The sequence below is a fragment of the Prevotella sp. P5-92 genome, from assembly GCF_002251245.1.
Classification (GTDB): Bacteria; Bacteroidota; Bacteroidia; order Bacteroidales; family Bacteroidaceae; genus Prevotella.
In genome coordinates, this window is sequence record NZ_NPJG01000068.1 from 53947 (window position 1) to 72494 (window position 18548).

At 49.3% G+C, this 18548-nt stretch carries 11 protein-coding genes; 1 reads left to right on the forward strand and 10 read right to left on the reverse strand.

Annotated elements, in window-relative coordinates; all coding sequences use genetic code 11:
- Window positions 1-72: 72 nt before the first annotated feature.
- From CIK99_RS06930 to CIK99_RS06975, 10 genes are all read right to left on the reverse strand, one after another.
- Window positions 73-1320, reverse strand: coding sequence for a type II toxin-antitoxin system HipA family toxin (locus CIK99_RS06930; RefSeq protein ID WP_158215933.1), 1248 nt, complete (start codon window positions 1318-1320; stop codon window positions 73-75).
- A 14-nt stretch (window positions 1321-1334) separates the two neighbouring features.
- Complete coding sequence (locus tag CIK99_RS06935) at window positions 1335-1652, reverse strand: helix-turn-helix domain-containing protein (RefSeq protein ID WP_094380808.1); 318 nt, start codon at window positions 1650-1652, stop codon at window positions 1335-1337.
- A 163-nt stretch (window positions 1653-1815) separates the two neighbouring features.
- Window positions 1816-2691, reverse strand: a complete 876-nt coding sequence (locus CIK99_RS06940; protein ID WP_094380809.1) for a carbohydrate kinase — start codon at window positions 2689-2691, stop codon at window positions 1816-1818.
- Window positions 2692-2698: 7 nt separating this feature from the next.
- Window positions 2699-3859: an MFS transporter gene (locus CIK99_RS06945; protein ID WP_094380810.1), complete on the reverse strand. Its 1161-nt coding sequence runs from the start codon at window positions 3857-3859 to the stop codon at window positions 2699-2701.
- 350 nt (window positions 3860-4209) lie between these two features.
- Complete coding sequence (locus tag CIK99_RS06950) at window positions 4210-5940, reverse strand: GH32 C-terminal domain-containing protein (RefSeq protein WP_254047747.1); 1731 nt, start codon at window positions 5938-5940, stop codon at window positions 4210-4212.
- Between the two features lie 18 nt (window positions 5941-5958).
- Window positions 5959-7521, reverse strand: coding sequence for a glycoside hydrolase family 32 protein (locus CIK99_RS06955; RefSeq protein WP_094380811.1), 1563 nt, complete (start codon window positions 7519-7521; stop codon window positions 5959-5961).
- Window positions 7522-7542: 21 nt separating this feature from the next.
- Window positions 7543-8949 carry a DUF4960 domain-containing protein gene (locus CIK99_RS06960; RefSeq protein WP_094380812.1) on the reverse strand — a complete coding sequence of 469 codons (1407 nt, stop codon included), beginning with the start codon at window positions 8947-8949 and terminating at the stop codon, window positions 7543-7545.
- 16 nt (window positions 8950-8965) lie between these two features.
- Window positions 8966-10699, reverse strand: coding sequence for a RagB/SusD family nutrient uptake outer membrane protein (locus tag CIK99_RS06965; RefSeq protein ID WP_094380813.1), 1734 nt, complete (start codon window positions 10697-10699; stop codon window positions 8966-8968).
- Window positions 10700-10706: 7 nt separating this feature from the next.
- Window positions 10707-13808: a TonB-dependent receptor gene (locus CIK99_RS06970; protein WP_094380814.1), complete on the reverse strand. Its 3102-nt coding sequence runs from the start codon at window positions 13806-13808 to the stop codon at window positions 10707-10709.
- 503 nt (window positions 13809-14311) lie between these two features.
- A complete protein-coding gene (locus CIK99_RS06975) occupies window positions 14312-16831 on the reverse strand; it encodes a glycosyl hydrolase family 8 (protein WP_094380815.1) in 2520 nt (839 codons plus the stop codon).
- A 245-nt stretch (window positions 16832-17076) separates the two neighbouring features.
- Between CIK99_RS06975 and CIK99_RS06980 the strand changes: the two genes are divergently transcribed.
- Complete coding sequence (locus CIK99_RS06980) at window positions 17077-18546, forward strand: substrate-binding domain-containing protein (RefSeq protein ID WP_094380816.1); 1470 nt, start codon at window positions 17077-17079, stop codon at window positions 18544-18546.
- Window positions 18547-18548: the final 2 nt, after the last annotated feature.

The following is an 18548-nucleotide window of genomic DNA, read 5'->3' on the forward strand; positions in this document are numbered from 1 at the left end:
AAACAACAAGAGTTATCGTATGTTTTCTTATCAATTTTCGTTAAAACATATGGACAGGTTTACAAAAACACTTCATTTTTGTCCAATTAAGTATCCGCCAATCTCATCGATGAATTTTCTGTCAATGCCATTGGCTGCGGCAAAGTCAGGGAAATGACTCACGGCGTATTCTACATCATCAATGATAGAAGATGCATTTCTGATGCAGGAGTCGTCACCAAACCTGAGAATATCGTCACGGGTGATTTTCCTGTCTTTGCCGCATAACGTCAATTCATGGCGATGATACAGAGGCGAACCATGCAAATCTATCGTAAAGTTCAAGTCGTATGCAGGAGCAAAATGCCAATGTCCATCTCTTCCCATCAAGAATGAGAAGTTCTTGTTATGATCGTCAACGTTTGCCGCAAAAACATTAAATGCGGCTATGCGGAAGATTCCCGTCAGCTCGTTGTCCGGTATTCTCAACAGACGGGCAGTCTTCATCAAGTCCTCATAACAATCTGCGTCAGGAGATAAGGCAGCAAGTGTCTGGATATGCAATTTGTCATTTCCAACCCTGTCAAAACGCTCAGTGATAAAATGGCTATGCCCATCTATAGTAATCAGCCTTGATGGCATCATCTTTATTCCACACGCCAAAGCCATATCATAATAAGTCTTTTCCATTAGAGTATATGGAAAATGCCCGACTCTGTCAAATTTTAAAATAAAATACTTAAAATTGCCCTCAAGGTGGACTTGCCCGGATTTCACTGTGCCGTCATCCTCGTTGATGGCAATAATTGCCTTGGGCTGCATACCTCCGGCTGATGTACCAACGAGATACAGACTCTGCATACTTGCACTATTCAGATTATCCACCGCCACTGACCTTTCGTTGAGAATATCATCTGCTATCTTATAAAGACAGGACAATTCCAAATCTACCGGAGCACCCCATTGGTCGAAACATGGTTCAAACTCCAGCGCCCCCATAGCACGCTTACCCATAAACGCCAATGCATCAACTGGAGTGAATTTCACGTCGGGCATATTTTCATGCTGCCATCTTGAAATAAGACTTTCACCCCAGCGGTCAGGTAGCGAGTCTGCAAGAAATTCCGGCAACCCTTTATATATCTTCTGTTGTATGTTGCCCTTGTATATTCCACCTTGACGAAGATACGGTTTGCTGATAGATGCAGTCAATGGGGCAATGTCATATCCAGTTGACAGGAACGACGGCGAGAAGCTAAAAAACGCTCTTCTCTCCTTGTCGTCCCATACCAATCTTCCAACATCATACCCCCATAGTGTGATTTTCAAAACGTTATTCATACTCATCCCTTTCCTTAATGTTTGACTCTCTGCCTTTGCTTCCCCTTTAGTTTCTTTTGTATGTCCTCCATTTCAAATGGCGACAGGGGTAACTCGGGGAGCACTCCCTCGATTTGTTCTAAAATGCCAATAGCCCTCATAATCCTCAACAAGGATTCTAGGGTTACATTACGCAACTTTCCATTCTCGAAGTTTTTTACTGTGGCAATGCCTACACCCGCATTGTCAGCCAATTCCTGTTGTGTGAGATTGGCGGCAATGCGATAACGCTTGCAGTTACTCCCCATTCGTGAGATAATCTGCGCATTGGTATCTCCATAAATCAAATTCATGGTGCAAAAGTATGAAATATAATCCGTAATACCAAATGTTTTGCGTTAAAATATCACAAATTATACGTTTTGTAATTAATTCAAATAATGTGCCACTTATATACGACAAAAGCCTGCCGTAATAATAATACGACAGGCTTTATCAATAAAACAATTACAATTGTTATTTCTTCAATTCCTCGGGAATCACTGGCATAGCACCATTCTGAGTGCAGACATAAGCACTTACATTAACACCGATGCGGTGAGCCTCAGCAATGGGTTGACCTGCAAGGACGGAGGCAACAAATGAACCGGTGAACGAGTCGCCGGCTCCTACTGTATCGGCAACTTCCACCTTCGGGGTCTCAAGATAACTCATGGCTCCCTTGGAGAAGACATAACTGCCGTTGACACCGCAGGTGAGCACGAGCATGTCGAGATTGTACTTGCCGAGGATGAGCCAGCACTTGTTCTCGAAATCCATCCCTGGATAGCCAAACATCCGACCGATGATGACCAGTTCCTCGTCGTTTATCTTCATCACATTGGCACGTTTCAGCGACTCCTGGATAATCTCTTTGGAGTAGAAGTTCTGACGGAGGTTGATGTCGAAGATACGCATGCAGTCCTTAGGGGTGGCATCGAGGAAACGATAGATGGTGTCGCGCGAAACCTTGTTGCGCTGTGCCAATGAACCGAAGCACACGGCACGGCACTGCTTTGCCAACGCCTCTATCTCAGGAGTGAACGGAATGTTGTCCCATGCCGAACCTTCCTTGATGTCGTAGGTGGCAACACCGTCTTCGTCAAGTGTCACCTGCACTTGGCCGGTGGGGAAATCCACGCGTGGCATCTCGAGTTTCAGGCCATTGGATTTCAAAGCCTCTATTGTCTCGTCGCCCAATGGGTCGTTGCCCACGGCACTTACCGCATAAGAGTCAAAACCAAACTGCGACGCATGATAAGCGAAGTTGGCTGGTGCACCGCCAATCTTTCTTCCTTCGGGGAGGCAGTCCCATAGTGCCTCGCCTAATCCTACTATTATTCTGTTGTCCATATATACGTTATTTAGATGTTTTTATTTTCGATATGTAAGTGAAGAGGTAGATGACACCAAGTGCCATTACTGCCACTGCTCCTGCCTGACCCATGGCATCGCTGGCGAAGCCCATGAACAACGGGAAGACGGTTCCGCCGAAAAGTCCCATAATCATAAGGCCGCTGATTTCGTTCTGACGCGACTTGTCGGAGAGCAGTGCCTGGGTGAACACCAGTGAGAAGATGTTGGAGTTACCGTAGCCAACGAGGGCGATGGCGACATAGAGTATCTCCTTCGACGTGCCAAAGGCAAGACCTATCATCGAGAGTGCCATCATCACGACACTGATGATGAAGAACAGGCGGTTGCTCATCACACGCAGGAAGAACGAGCCTGTCAAGCAGCCGATGGTACGGAAGATGAAATAAAGCGAGGTGGCGAAGGCGGCGTCGTTGAGAGTCATCTCATGGCGCTCCATCAATATCTTAGGCGCGGTGGTGTTGGTACCCACGTCTATTCCAACATGACACATGATGCCTATGAAGGAAAGAAGGACGATGGGGCGGGAGAGCAACTTAACACAGTCAACAAAAGAGGATGCCTTGCCCTCGGGCGCAGGCTCGTTGATAGGTGTGGAGGCTAGAAGAAGTGAGGCAAGGATGCCTATCACCATGTATATGGGGAAAAGGATACGCCAGCCCATACCGAAACTCGGGATGGTGGCAAGCGCACCCCACATCGCGATATAAGGAGCCAGGAAAGAGGCGATCGCCTTGACAAACTGGCCGAAGGTCAACGTAGAGGCAAGGTTGCCCTGGATTACTGAAGACACCAGGGGATTGAGGGATGTCTGCATTAAGGCGTTGCCGATGCCGAGAAGAGAGAAGGACACTAGCATGAGGGGGAAGTTCTCACCAAACAATGGCAACAGAAGTGATACAACTGTCACTATCAGGGAGAGAAGGACCGTCTTCTTGCGGCCTATGCGGTTCATCAACATTCCTGTGGGCACCGAGAATATCAGGAACCAAAAGAATACCAACGACGGTAGTACATTCGCTACGGAGTCGCTTAGTTGAAGGTCTTCTTTGACGTAGTTAGAGGCAATGCCGACCAAATCGACGAAACCCATGGCGAAGAAGCAAAGCATCACGGGTACGATTGCCATCTTATTTGTATTACTCATTATTACAATGTTATTTATTCTATTTTATTATTGTTCACTCTTTTTGATATGTTATCCTGAAAAACAATCTCTCTACCCCAAAAGACCAAATCATAAATTAATCAAATCAAAAACCGAAATAAATCTAACCAAAACCTAAATAAAACCTAAAATAAAACCTAAAATAAAACCTAAATCAATAACTAAAAAACTTACTAATATTGAGCTTATGCAAAAACTATTTTCAAGACTCTCTTGTCTGTTTCTGTTTTCCGAGCGCAAAATTACAGTCATTTAATTATGTAGGCTTTAAAATATGTTGCAGAGACGTATAAAATTCGTTCAATGCAACATATTTCTGATATTTTGTATCAATTTTGGGTCTTAATCTTATATATTGCAGCCTTCGCCTTGCCTTTCACTGTGATTTTGTCATAAGGAGTGCTCGGGAAAACAAGGTTGGTCATGCACATCTTTCCGTCGCCATCGAAGGCCTCAACACTGCAACGGTCAACGAAAATGCGAAGCTGACGCACCTTGCCATAGGTGGGAGAAGACGTCGCAACAGGGAAAGCGTCGCTGAATGAAATATTGCCACTGCGGCGACGGTCCATGTCGAATGTCTCTTCCTCGTCGTCGTAGGTCATCACTACACTCTCGCCCTTGGCATTGCTCAAGGTAATCTGGGCATCACCCTTGACGGTAACGACAATCTCGCAAGCCTCGGTAGGCTGACTCACACGGGCACCACGCGCTGCCAGCATCTCCTTGGCTGGAGTGATACTGCAATAGGTCTCACCCTTATATTCAAAGAGTCCAAAATCGCGAACGATAGAATTGGCAGAACGATACTGCTTTGTAGGTACCTGGTTGGCATACTGCCAGTTGCTCATCCAAGCGATACCTACATGTCTGCCCTCGGGAGCGTTGTCGAATGTAATGGTAGCATAGTGATCCTTGCCATAATCCATCCACTTTGTCTCAGAGGGGTCATCCTCGCAGGTGAACTTATGTCCGTCAAAATCGCCGATAAAATATTGTGTAGCAGAACCGCCGAAAGGTCCACCAGGGTTGATGTTGCAGATAAGCATCCATTTCTCCTTGTCGGTGCCGCGAACCTTCATTTTCATAAGGTCGGGACACTCCCACACACCACCGTGGTTGCCATACTCATGCCCGAAAGAACTTTCATACTTCCAGTCCTTCAAGTTTGCAGAAGAATATATCTGCATCTCCTGACCTGCGGCGAGAATCATGTTCCAGAATCCTGCCTCCTCGTTCCAAAAGACGTGAGGGTCGCGGAAATCTTTCTTTTCATCGGTTATGACCGGATTGCCAACGTACTTTGTGAAAGTCTTGCCTCCGTCGTTGGAATAGGCAATACACTGAGCCTGGACATCGCCTCCAAAAGGAGTGGGACGGCTTGACGTGTACATGGATATAATGGCATCCTTGCCGAAACCGGCAGTATTATTGTGGTCAACGACACACGAGCCGCTGAACATCGTCCCCCAGGCGTCGGGAGCAAGTGCGACAGGCTGTTGCTGCCAATGCACCAAATCCGTCGATGTACTGTGTGCCCAATGCATATTGCCCCACATGGAGCCATACGGATTATATTGATAATACAGATGCCATACACCATCCTTAAAGAACAGTCCGTTGGGGTCGTTCATCCATCCACGCTCGGGAGCGTGGTGGTATGATGGTCTGTATTTCTCAGGGATGAGCATATACTGCTTGTCGTCGTTCTGCTTTATCTTACTGAAGCATACAGAACCCTTTGGCACATTCTGGATGACAACCGACAAGCCTTTAGCACCAAGCCATGGTTGCATGTCGAGTGCCACATAGTAATCGACTTTCTCGCGGGCAAAGCGTACGTTTTGCTCCATTTGTGCCACATTAGACACGATGACCTGAAGCTTGCCTTCCGGGGCAGACTCCTGTATAGGCAACCATAAATATCTCCCCTCTTGTGCAGGAGTGACAATGGTTTGCTCCAATGCTTGCGCAGTGAACGTCTGGGCTTCGAGCGTGACACTACCAAAGAGCGATAAAGCCCAAAACATCATTGCGGTTATACGGGTGCTTTTGTTCATTCTGTTCTTAATTTCAAATTAATAACTGCTTACCTTAACATCACTGACAGTGACATTGCCTCCGTAGCCGTTCACAGACCAGCAGTTTTTCTGCAAGCCGTAGATGCGCTGCGTAGTGCCGTATTCACCATTGATATACATCACCACGACAGAGTTGTCAGTGTAGATGTCAACCTTGTATGTATTGTCGGCAGGACGTGGGAAGATGTATCCGTCGGCTCCTACGATGAATCCCTTGCCTTCAGCGCCTTCCTGCTCGAAGTTTACTTTGCGCCGGCCGTTTTCCCATTCCGGATTGACCACGAGAGAATAGTATTTCGTAGCGTCGGTGCCACGCACAAACGAAACGCCCCATTTGTCAGCCTCTCCTGCCGTCACCACAAAGGAGATGTGATTATGATAGCCAAGGCGACTGTAAAGTACATATCCGTTGCCGTTGATAGTGCCAGAAGAATAGTTCTCCGATGCCATTACCTTCGCTTCGGTCTGAACGCCATATTTGTCAGCCATTGCCGGCACCTCACCGACAGAGAGAGTACCATCGGCATGTTGTATGAGTTTGTGGCACACTAATGCACCCGACCAGTTTGGTTCGCTTTCAGCCCCCACTGCAATATTCTTGTCGTGTATGGTGGTACCGGTGCGATAAGGAGTCCATCCCCATATAAAGCGGTCGGTGCCGTTAGAGGCAGTCTTGCCGGCATAGAAAGCGCGAGTGTCGAGCACTCCCTCCTTGTCGTCGGCAGGCCATTTCGGTCCTTCGTTGAAGCACTTCTTCAGTTCGTCCAACGAGCGCGCCATCATATATTTCACCTTGCGGCTCCAGTCACTGCGGTATGCCTCGCTATATACCATATACCACCAGTCGCCCATCTTGAAGATGTCGGGGCACTCAAGCATACGATCCCAGATCATACACGAGAACTGTCCGTCGTATTTCCAGTCGCGCAGGTTCTCCGATGTATATTCGGCGAACTTCAGGTTGCTTGCAATGATCATGTGCCACAGTCCGTTGTCGTCCTGGAACACCTGCGGGTCGCGGAAGTCAACGTCGGAATAACCGTTGTCAGAACCGCGCAGTATCCACTCCCTGTCCTTGGTCCATGTCTTGAAGTCGGGCGACGTGGCACGCATCACCACCTCGCGTGTGGTGTGGCCAGTATAATATATGTAGTACAGTCCGTCGCTTTCGTTATACACGGCGCATCCTGTTCCCAAGGCTGCGTCAAGTTCATCCTTCGACTTTCCCATAGGGAGAATCTCCCCCAAGCCTTGATAGTTGGCACCGTCTGTTGTCGATACGCCATAGATGGGATGATAGCACCAGGCATCATTGTTGTCAAACTCCTGCAGATAGAGCACCTTGAAGTCGCCCGCCTTCTTGTCGTAGAAAGGCATAGGGTCGCCCACCCTGCCAATGGCAGGCTTCCAGTATGTGTTGTAGCCGCTTTCCTCTGTCGGAGTGAAGCATTCGGTTGTTGCCGACCAGTCCTTTGCAGGGTCGCCAGCAAAACTGTCATCGCTGCAAGCTGTCATTGTAAGTGCAGCAATCATTATTGTTGAAATTATCATTGGTTTCATATATATTAATCGTTTAAGATATTACTTTGTAAGATAGTTGAAAGCGTTCTGGGTGATGATAGAGACATTCTTATGGAATTTCTCAGTATAGCCAGCCTCGAATGTGTAGGAATACCAGTCGTAGCATCCTGAACCGATGCAGACGATACCGCCCTTTCCGTCGTGTGCAGGATATTCCCATGCCACAACAGAACCGTCGCCGCCGACACCGAGAATCTTACCGCCTGTGCGTGCCTCCCATGCTGCATGGTTGTCATATCCTCCCCAGTCGTTGCCGATATGATACTGTGCCGTGGAGTTGGTTATATGGTAGCCTGCATCCGTTGTATATACCGCGTTAGGGTCATCTCCAGTCACAAGTCCTTGCCATAGAGGATGGCCTGTCTGTCCGTTGTACATCTTAAAGTCCCAAGGTCCTCCGCAAAGTTCTGCATCAGCCTCGTTCTGTCCCCAACAGTTGTTAGGAGTAGTCCATTCGTCGTCGCCCGTGACACCGATGAACGACGGGAGATTGGTGGCATAACGAGTAAGGAAGAAAGCGCCTCCGTTTTCATAATACGTGCGCAACTGGTTCTTGGCGTCGATGGCGTACGGGGCCTTAGTCACAAACTGGTCATGTCCGTCAACACCACCATCGTAGTGGAAGTGCCACCATATCACCTTACATTCAGAGAGATCTACGGTCTCCATCTGTATGTCGGCGAATGAAGCGTATAAAGACTTCTCTACGTTTGCCAACATCCATGAACAAGCTTCTTTTGCTTCGGGGTCAAGTTCATTCATAGTCGGCACATTACCTACAAACACTGCTCTTGGCTTGTCGATGGCAAAGACATTTACCGTATATTGTGCCTGAGCTGTTCCGTTGGTAACGGTATAGACAACTGGATTTGTGAAATCCTGGGGCACACCGCTGAGCGGCTGGCACACTGCTTCTTCACTGAACTCGACGGAAGGAACGAGAGCAGTTATATCTACACCGCCGGGAACATAAACGGTGATGGTCTTGGCACTCTGGTCGATGATGCCATTATACACCTCATTTACAATGAACGAATAGATTTTGGCCTCATCGCGCTTTGCCACCAGTTTCCAGTCGAGAAACAAGTCGCCGTTTGTCACGTGTATGTTCTGTGCGCCTTCCATGTTCACGGTCTGTCCCTTCTGAACATTAGCGCTTGCGCCCTCTGAAAGGCGAAGTTCGGTCACAATCATTGCCCTTGTGTCGTATGTTTCTGGCAAGTTCACGGTTACGGTACGTGAGTTAAAATCCACCTTGCCCTCATAGTTATCGAGAGTCAAAGCCTCAATCGTGCAGTCGCCCGAAAGTTGGAGCCCGCTGACATTGTCATCTGTACAGGCAACCATGCACATCATCATCAGGAAGATGAATGATGCAGATATGATATTGTTTATTCTTGTCTTCATAATAATATTGTTCGTTTTACCAGTTACCAATGTTCTGAGTGTAATATCCGTTAGAGGCAGCCACCTGTGCAAATGGTATAGGCAGGTATTCGCCCTTGTCGGCGGTGAACTCAGCCTCGCCATAGACGGTGCATTTAGTCTTCTCTGCCGCATAGTAGCTATTGAGGGTTTGTGCAGCCTCGCCCCATCTCACGAGGTCGAAGAAACGCTCCGACTCCATTGCAAGCTCCAACCGGCGCTCCATCTTCACAATCTTTATTGCCTTTTCCTTATCGTAGGAACCGGTGTAATTCTTGCAATAGAACTTCACGCCATACTTTGACGGATAGTTGCCTATCATCTGTGTACTGCTTGCGGCACGAGAGCGTATCTGGTTTACGAGAGCTATTGCTTCCGTAGTCTTTCCAAGCTGTGCCAAAGCCTCAGCGCGCTCAAGCAGCACGTCGGCATAGCGGAACACGATGCGGTTCATGCTGGTTGCCCAGAAAGAGCCTTTGATGAGATACTGGCCGATTAGGGCCGGATCGACGTTCTGCTTTAGCGTGACATAGTAGCCATATAATCCGCCTGAACGGCTCCAGTTGGAAGTGCGGTTCATGATATAGTCCTGGTTGAACATATATGGCAAGCCTGGCATTCCCACTGTGAGGAAAAGGCGCGGGTCGGCATTGTCGGCTGTCATGTCGTAGTCCTTCTGGTTGAAGTTGTCGATAAGAGGCAGACCGCTGTTATCGGTACGGAAAGCATTGACAAGGTTCTGCGATGGCTTATAGAAGTCGCATCCTCCGTCGGTCACGTCTGCTATATTTGGGCAAATCAGGCCGTTCGACCAGTTGAGATTGCCGTATGTCGAACCGTCGTTGCGTGAGTATTGTATTGCCCATATCGACTCGCATCCGTTCTCGTACTGCTCCTCAGGGCGGAAGTTATTGTGTATGTCGGCCTCAAGGGCATATCCTCCGGCAGCGTATATTGCAGGGTCGGTGTATTTGATGACTTTGTCAAGGTCGTCGGTATTTATGCTTGTCACCTTATGGCTCATTGCATCATCCTGGCGATAAGCCTTGTAGAGATATACCTTTGCCAGGAATGCCGCACAGGCAGCCTTTGTGGGACGCCCCTTCTCCGTCTGCTTCACCGGCAATACCTCATAAGCCTCCTCCAGTTCCTTGGCAATAATGCCCCAAGCCTCATCGTTGGTGTATTCGGTGTTGGAGAGGGTGTTGTATTCCTCGTATTGGAGGTTTGCGTTCATAATAAACGGAATGTTCTTGAAGAGGCGCTTTAGGAGGAAGTGGCTGTAGGCGCGCAGGAACTTCATCTCGGCCATACGCTGGTCCTTGAGGGCATAGCTGTCGTCACACTTCTCAAGCACGCTGATGGCAGAATTGACGCGCGATATGGTTATGTACAGACGGTTCCACATGTCGCTGATATTCCAGTTGGTTGTCAGCACGCCCTTCTGCACCTCAAGCTGGTGGAAGACGTCACCATCGTTCACAGAACTACCACCCTTATAGGCATCGTCAGAGCGCACGTCGTAGTTCCACATTGAGAACGAGCCGTTAATGTCCTCACCCTGAGTGAATCCGGCGTATGCCGATATTATGGTACTCTCAACGAGCGAAGGGTCCTTCACCTGGTTCTCGTCAAGTGTGCCCTGTGGCACCTGCTCGTCGAGGAAGTCGGAGCAGCTTGCTGCCATCAATCCAAAAGAGGCAGCCAATATGTAGTTGAAAATCTTTTTCATATCTCAATTAAAATGTTACGTTTAGACCAAATGTCATATTCACTGGTATTGGATAGCCGAAATTTGCGTTCTCAGGATCTACTCCTGTGAAGCTGCTGCTCTTGACCGTGAGAAGGTTTTGTGCAGACAGATAGAATCTCAGGCGTTCCATATAGAGTTTGTTAGTAATAGCCTTGGGCACGTTGTATCCAATCTGTATGTTGCGCAGCTTGAGGAACGAGCCGTTCTCAACATAATAACTTGACACGCGTGTCTCGTTGTTGTTGTTATATGTTGACAAGGCGGGGATTGTTGAATCGGGGTTTGTAGGCGACCATGCGTCGAGCAGACGCTGTCCCTTGTTAAGGTTTGCAACATTGACACCTGCCCACAGGTCGGTTTCCTTTTTCAGGTCGGAGATGACATCAACTCCCTGCACTCCCTGCCAGAACATTGTCAAGTCCCAGTTCTTATATTGAAGATAGATATTGAAACCATAACTGAAGTCTGGCACTGGAGAGTAAATCCAATCCTGGTCGGCCTCTGTTATCATTCCGTCGCCGTTGAGGTCCTTAAAGCGCATTCTGCCCACTCCGGCACCAGGTTGAGTGGCATGGTTATCCACCTCTTCTTGACTCTTGAAGATACCATCGAATACATATCCCACCTGTGCTCCCATAGGGTGACCAATGACACTCTTCACACCATTACCTCCGAAATCGCCATTGGCAGCCACCGTCTCGGGCAGTTTGGTTATCTCATTGCGATAGGTTCCGAGGTTGGCGGTTATGTCGTAACTGAAATCGCCTATGCTGTTGCGGTAGCCAAGGTTTAGCTCTACTCCGTTATTCTTCATCTCACCTGCATTAATCCACATTGAACAACCCTCGCCCATAGCAGCTATTCCTGCCATATAGAGAAGTATGTCCTTAGTATTCTTGTGATAGTAGTCGAAACTACCATAAAGGGTGTTGTTGAAGAACGAGAAATCTACACCGATGTTGGTCTGTGTTGTCGTTTCCCACTTAATGTCGTCGTTGCCAATCTGTACTCGCTTGAATCCCGACTGAAGAATTTGTCCTCCATTGGTGCCTGCGATGTCGTAGGATGTACCAAAGCTATTGCCACCGAAGTTTGAGTCACCATAGACTGCCTGGTAAAGCGTGTAACGGGCAGTGTTGGATATTTCCTGGTTACCGGTCTGACCCCATGAAGCACGGAGTTTAAGGTCGTAGAGCCATGAACTTGTATCCTTCATGAAATTCTCTTGTGTCACACGCCATCCCAAACTGACAGAAGGGAATGTACCGTATTTGTTATTTTTACCGAAACGGCTAGAACCGTCACGTCGTATTGTCACCGATGCAAGATATTTGTCAGCGTAGGTGTAGTTTGCCTTTCCAAAGAAAGAGACAAGCGAGTAACCACTGCCTGAACCGTATGCTTTCTCGACTCCTGTTCCTGCATCAGGCCACATATAGTCGGTATTGAGAGTTTCGTAATCATAACGCTTGCCTGAGAACCATACGTCATCCTGACGATTGACCTCCACACCGAGCATATAGTCGGCACGGTGCTTGCCTATTTCCATGTTATATGTTGCCACGGCGTTCCACATCCATTTCATCCAGTGTTCCTGCTTAGCCTCGACGGCATTCTCAGGGTTAGCCACGTTGCCGTTTGATATTGGCATGGTGAATATGCGCTGCTGCTTCTGCGAATAATCGATGCCGGCAGTAGTGCGGAGGTTGAAGCCCTTGAAGAGTGCAAGGTTAAGATATACATCGCCGAAGGCACGCCAATAGGTGTAGCGGTTGTCCTTGTTGCGCTCCAAGCGTCCCAGAGGATTCTCACGGTCAGCATATCCACCGGTGAGGTTGGCGTATTCACCCTTTGTGTTATATACCGGGAAGGATGGGTTGAACTGCAAGACATTCTCAAGAAATCCTCCTGGCGCACTCACCTCAGAAGTGCGGTTCAGAGTAAAGTGCTCGCCGATGGTCAGTACATTACCTATCAACTTGTAATCAGTGTTGAGACGTGCCGAGAGACGTTCAAAGTCAGAGTGCTTGATGATACCAAGGTTCTTGTAATATCCGAGCGAAAGATAGCTTGAGCCTTTCTCGTTACCATTGCTTACGCTTACATTGTAGTTTTGGATAACACCAGTGCGTGTTGTCTCCTTAACCCAATCGGTGTCGGCGGAAGGAACAGTGTTTCCGTCATCGAGATATTTCTGCATTGTAACATTGTATAATTGCGGATTGCCCTGTGCGTCATATCCCCAGTCGAAGTGGTAGCCAAGATTGTTGTTGTTTGGATTTAGTCCGTCGTTGACGTTGGCTTGCCAATAAGCCTGTCCCCATTGCTCGGCATTTAATACTTCCAACTTGTTGGCGTAGAACGAGGCCGCTATGCTTGCGTCGAAGTCAACCTTTACCTTGCCGTCCTTGCCCTTCTTGGTGGTGATGATAATAACACCGTTAGCGGCACGCGAACCGTAGATGCTTGCTGATGCGGCATCCTTCAATACCTGTATTGACTCGATGTCGTTGCCGTTAAGCTCATGCATACCCGACTTTGTCGGCACTCCGTCAATAATATAAAGAGGGTCGTTGTTGTTAAGAGTACCAATACCACGTATGCGCACAGTGGCAGCACCTGAGGGAGTACCGTCTGCAGAGATATTCATGCCAGGGACACGACCTTGAAGAGCCTTGATGGGGTTGTTCTCGTTTTGCTTCTGCAGCTCGTCAACGCTCACCACCGATACGGCACCGGTAAGGTCAGCCTTGCGCTGTGTGGTGTAACCAGTCACCACAACCTCCTGAAGACTCTGTGCATCTTCCTTTAGTGTGATTTTCATTCCCTGTGCGGCGGGAAGCTCCTGGTTGTTGAAGCCGATGTAGCTCACAACGAGCGTTGCACCTTTCTTTAAACTGATTTTGAAGTTTCCGTCGAAATCAGTGATGGCACCATTCGAGGTACCTTTCTCCATGACTGTAGCTCCGATGATGGCTTCTCCTGTTTGGTCAACCACCGTACCCGTAGCTTCAATCGTTTGCGCGTACATTATGGCTGTCACCATGAGCATGAGCGCGCTTGCAATCATACGTTTTAAATGTTTCATTTCTGAATGTTTTTAGTTGTTAATGTGAAATTTTGCCGCAAAAGTACGGCGATTTCACAACCGAGACATTAAAAAATCGTGCATTCCATCGCAAAAATGATACAATGTAACATATTTGATAGAGAATGCACGATATTTATTAGTGTCGTTTATTAAGCAGATCATCAGGTGATACCGTTATTATGGTTTCGCCATAAGTCTGATAAATGATTTAATTCCGCCACTAAGGTACAAAAAAGAATCGATTTGGCGGAATAAAGAGGTGCTTATTCCGCAAAATTATAACAATATTTAGCTAATTTGGTGGAATTGGTGTCTATACAGCGATTTGCTATATTATTATTGATTACGGATTTTCTGATTTTTCTGATTCTCTTTTTTCAGTTCAATCAGATGAATCCGTAATCATAATTTTCCGATGCCATAAATCGGGTTGCGGTCTTATATAAAGTAAAGACTGTTTTTCGGCGTGGGATGCGCAATCAACTCTTCAACTGAAATTATCACTTCTTCTCAATGACTCGATAACGTCCGCTGAGATGCATCATGGCGAAGAGACGGACGAGACCATCGTAGTAAGCGTCGAAATATCCGTCCTCGTAGGGCTCGTGGCGCGAGTTCCACAGGCGGTCGATAAACTCATGAGCCTTAACGTCGGTGGCGGCGAGCGATGCCGCTGCAGAGGTGGCGACAAAACCTACGGAGTGGCGCAGTTTCTTGTATCCGCCCGCTTCGAGGATGTCGGCAGGTTGTGAACCGTCGATGTTATACTGATCCACAAACGAGTCGATGCCTTGTGAATAGAGGAACGCCTGTATGCGGTTGGCATACTGCTGCTGCCACTGGCGGTCGGCACACGACCAGCTGTAGTCGAGGGCGATATTCATAGGCACTCGCCACGAGTCGTATCGGAAGGCGTCGCCGAGCACTCCGCCGCGGCGCATTAGCGAGCCGTCGTAGTTGTTGTAGTCGGGATTGAGACCGGTGACGGGATGAATGCTCTTGTGCAGATATTCGCGCGAGGCCTTGGCACAGTCGCGCCAGAACTGGCTACGCCCGTCGTCGGCATACTTAGCCCACACCTCGTAGAAGGCGGGAATATGATACGAAGGGTCGGTAAACTGTCCGCCGTGAGGATCGGGAGTGAAGGTGATGAGTTTGTGCTCGATATTGATGAGCGGCGCCACGTCAGTCATTCCTGTCTTCTGCATCGAACAGTCGAGAATGTTCTGTGCCTCGGCGAGATAGTTGATGCCCGTGTCGTTGCCCCAGAGGTTAGAGGCGAAGATGAGCGAGGTGACGAAATACAGCTCGCCGTCAGATGCAGCACCTTGTGAGTTTGGCGTGCCGTCGGTCTTGCAGCTCCACCGGAAGTAGCCCTTGCGCGGTCCTTGCTGGTGTTGCATGTAGCGTTTTGCCCAGCGCCAGAGGCGGTCGAAGATGTCTTTCTTGTCCCACTGCACGGCGATCATCATGCCGTAAGACATGCCCTCGGTGCGCACGTCGTGGTTTTTGATGTCAGAGATGTAAGCCATGTCGTCGCCCACCTCGAAATACACTTTGTTGGGCCCGAAGAAGAGACCGTCGAACGCCGATTGCAGTTTGGCGTCGATGTCAGCCTGTGCATATCCCATCTCGGCGAAGAGGTTGCGGTATTGTCCTGTGACGAATGCGCCTTGTTCCCATGGCAGCATGTCGAATCCTATGTAGTCTATTTCCACGTTCGTTCCTTTAATGAGTTCGGACTTGATATTGTTGATGCCCATGGGAGCGTTTTTGAGCTTGAGGCGCACCACCTGCCATCCGCGTGTGGCGGGAATCTTCAGGTCGGCGGTCCACGACTGTTTGGTTGCTCCGGCGAGCTGCGCTGAGAGCCTTATGGTGGCAGGGCGCGTAGTGTTGACACGCACGACGGCCTCCTTCACTGCCTCGGTGCCGAAATCCACGTCGTCGTATTCCACGGCGGCGCCACGCTTCGGGAAGACGGTCTTCCATCCGAGGAAATAGTTGGTGGTGTCGAGGAAGGCGATGTCGGCTCCGCCAGCGATGCGGCTGTAGCGGTCTATCTGCAGGCGGCTGCGTGCCTGGCTCACGCCCACACCTCTCAGCGTCGGCGTCACCTTCTGTATGGTGCCGTCGGCATTGAAGTAAAGGCGGTCGCAACGAGCTGAGCGCAGCTTGTCGAAATTCGGAGAATAGTCGTTGTGGTGATAGAAGAGATACCACTGTCCGCAGTATTCCACTATGGAGTGGTGATTGGTCCAGCAGGCCACTGGCGATTCGTCCATGATGACGCCCTTGAACTCAAACGGTCCCATCGGCGAGTCGCCCATGGCGTAGGCGAGAGTCTCAGTGGAGTCGCGCACCCAAGGGAACGTGTAGTAGTATTTGCCGCCATGCGAGAAGACAAACGGGCCTTCCTTGAAACCCTCGGGCAGCTTTTGTACTTGCTGTGGCTCGGAGTCGAGCTCCATCATGTTGTCTTTGAGTCGGGCCATCCACATTCCCATGCCAGCCCAATAGATATATGCCTTGCCGTCTTTCGGGTCGATGAGCACACAAGGGTCGATGCCGTGAAGTCCTTCAATAGGCCGCCACATAGGCATGAACGGACCTTCGGGATGCTGTGCCACGGCCACGCCCACGCCGAAGCCCTTACGCTCTTTTCCTCGCGGTGCGGCAGGGAAATAGAAATAGTAGCGTCCGTCTTTCTCCACGCAGTCGGGCGCCCACATGGCGTAGGAGTCGCGCTGCACCCACGGCACTTTGTTTTGTGTCACGATGACGCCGTGGTCGGTCCAGTCGGTGAGGTTGTCTGACGAGAACACGTGATAGTCTTCCATCGAGAACCATTTTTTCTCGGGTTCCACAGGGCTCACTATGTCGTGTGAGGGATAGAGATACATGCGTCCGTTGAAGACGCGTGCCGTTGGGTCGGCAGTGTACTGGTCGCGTATGATGGGGTTCTGTGCCCCCACGGCGACTGAGGTGATAGTCAGCAGTGTTAATAAGGTTTTTCTCATACAATATTTTGAGGTAAATGAATTAATTGGCCGCAAAGTTACGACATTTATTTCAGACATGAAAGATGATATGTATCATAAACATGCAGAAATGTAACATTTCAAGTGTTAAATGTATCATTGCTTTGTATGTTAATGCTGCATGAGACAATATTTAATGCTTTAATATATAAATAAGGTGGAAAAATTTGGTGGATAGAAAAAAAATATGTAATTTTGCGCCGATAACTATCTTTTTTTATGAAATGAAACATTCTTTTCTCTTTTTGCCCTTGTTGGCGATAATAGCGGTGTTGTGCCTCTCGTGTGGCGAACAACCGATGAAATACCGTATCGGAGTGTCGCAATGCTCCGAGGACTCGTGGCGCTTCAAGCAGAACAACGAGTTGCGCCTCAGCCAGTATGCCGACACACGCATACAGCTCGAGATAACCTCGGCCGACGACAGCGACGAACAGCAGATAAAGCAAATCAGCCACTTCATCGACGAGAAGGTTGACTTGCTCATCGTCTCGCCCAACTCAGCCGTCAACCTCACCGACATCGTCAGCAAGGCATACGACAAAGGCATTCCTGTGGTGCTCTTCGACCGTAAAACCAACGGCGACAAATACACCGCCTTCATGGGCACCGACAACATTCAGCTCGGAAAGATGCTCGGACATTACATAGCACGCTGCATCGGTGGCAAGGGCGTGGTGGTGGAGATACAAGGACTCCAAGCCTCGTCGCCATCGGTAGGACGCCATCGCGGATTTGTGGAAGCCATGGCCGACTATCCCGACATCAGGGTGATCTCGTCTGAAGGCGGTGCAGACTGGACAGCCAAGAGCGGCGAGAAAGCCATGAACGAGATTCTCCGCACATACGACGGCGAGATCGCCGCCGTGTATGGCCACAACGACCGCCTTGCCATGGGAGCGCGCGGCGTGGCTGAGGCACACGGGAAGAAAGGCATAAAATATTTCGGTATCGACGCGCTGCCTACGCCGGGCGGCGGTATGGAACTGGTACAGAAAGGACTGATGGAAGCCACCTGCATCTATCCCACGCGCGGCCTGCAGCTGATGAAACTCGCCACCAACATCCTCGACGGCAATAAGTACGACAAGGAAAATATCCTCACCTCGACCATCGTTGACCGCAACAACGTCGATATCCTTCTCTCGCAAAACATCGAGCAGCAGCGAGTGAGCGACGACCTCGAAGTGGTGAAGGGTAAGCTCGACGATTATTTCTCGCAGGTCAACTTCCAGCAGAAGGTGATCGTGGCGTTTGTCATCGTGCTCATCATCATCATGACACTTGCCGTCATAGCTTACCGATTCTATCTGCAGAAACTCATAGTCAACGAGGAAGTGACGAAAGACGTGGTTGTTCCTGCCGACACACCCAAAGCCGAGAGCCCGTTCCTTGAGCGTTTCCGCTCAATCCTCCAGCAAAACCTTCACGACGCCGACTTCAATGTGGAGCGCATTGGCGAAGAGATGGGCATGAGCCGAGTGCAGCTCTACCGCAAGGTGAAGCAGCTCACCGGCATGACTCCCGTCGAACTGCTGCGCAAGTCGCGCCTTGCCCGCGGTCGCCAACTGCTTGAAACCACCGATAGCTCCATCTCCGAGATAGCCTACGACACCGGTTTCAGCGCCCCGTCATATTTCACCAAGTGCTTCAAAGACGAGTATGGCATCAGTCCGGGAGAAGTGAGGAGCTAAGG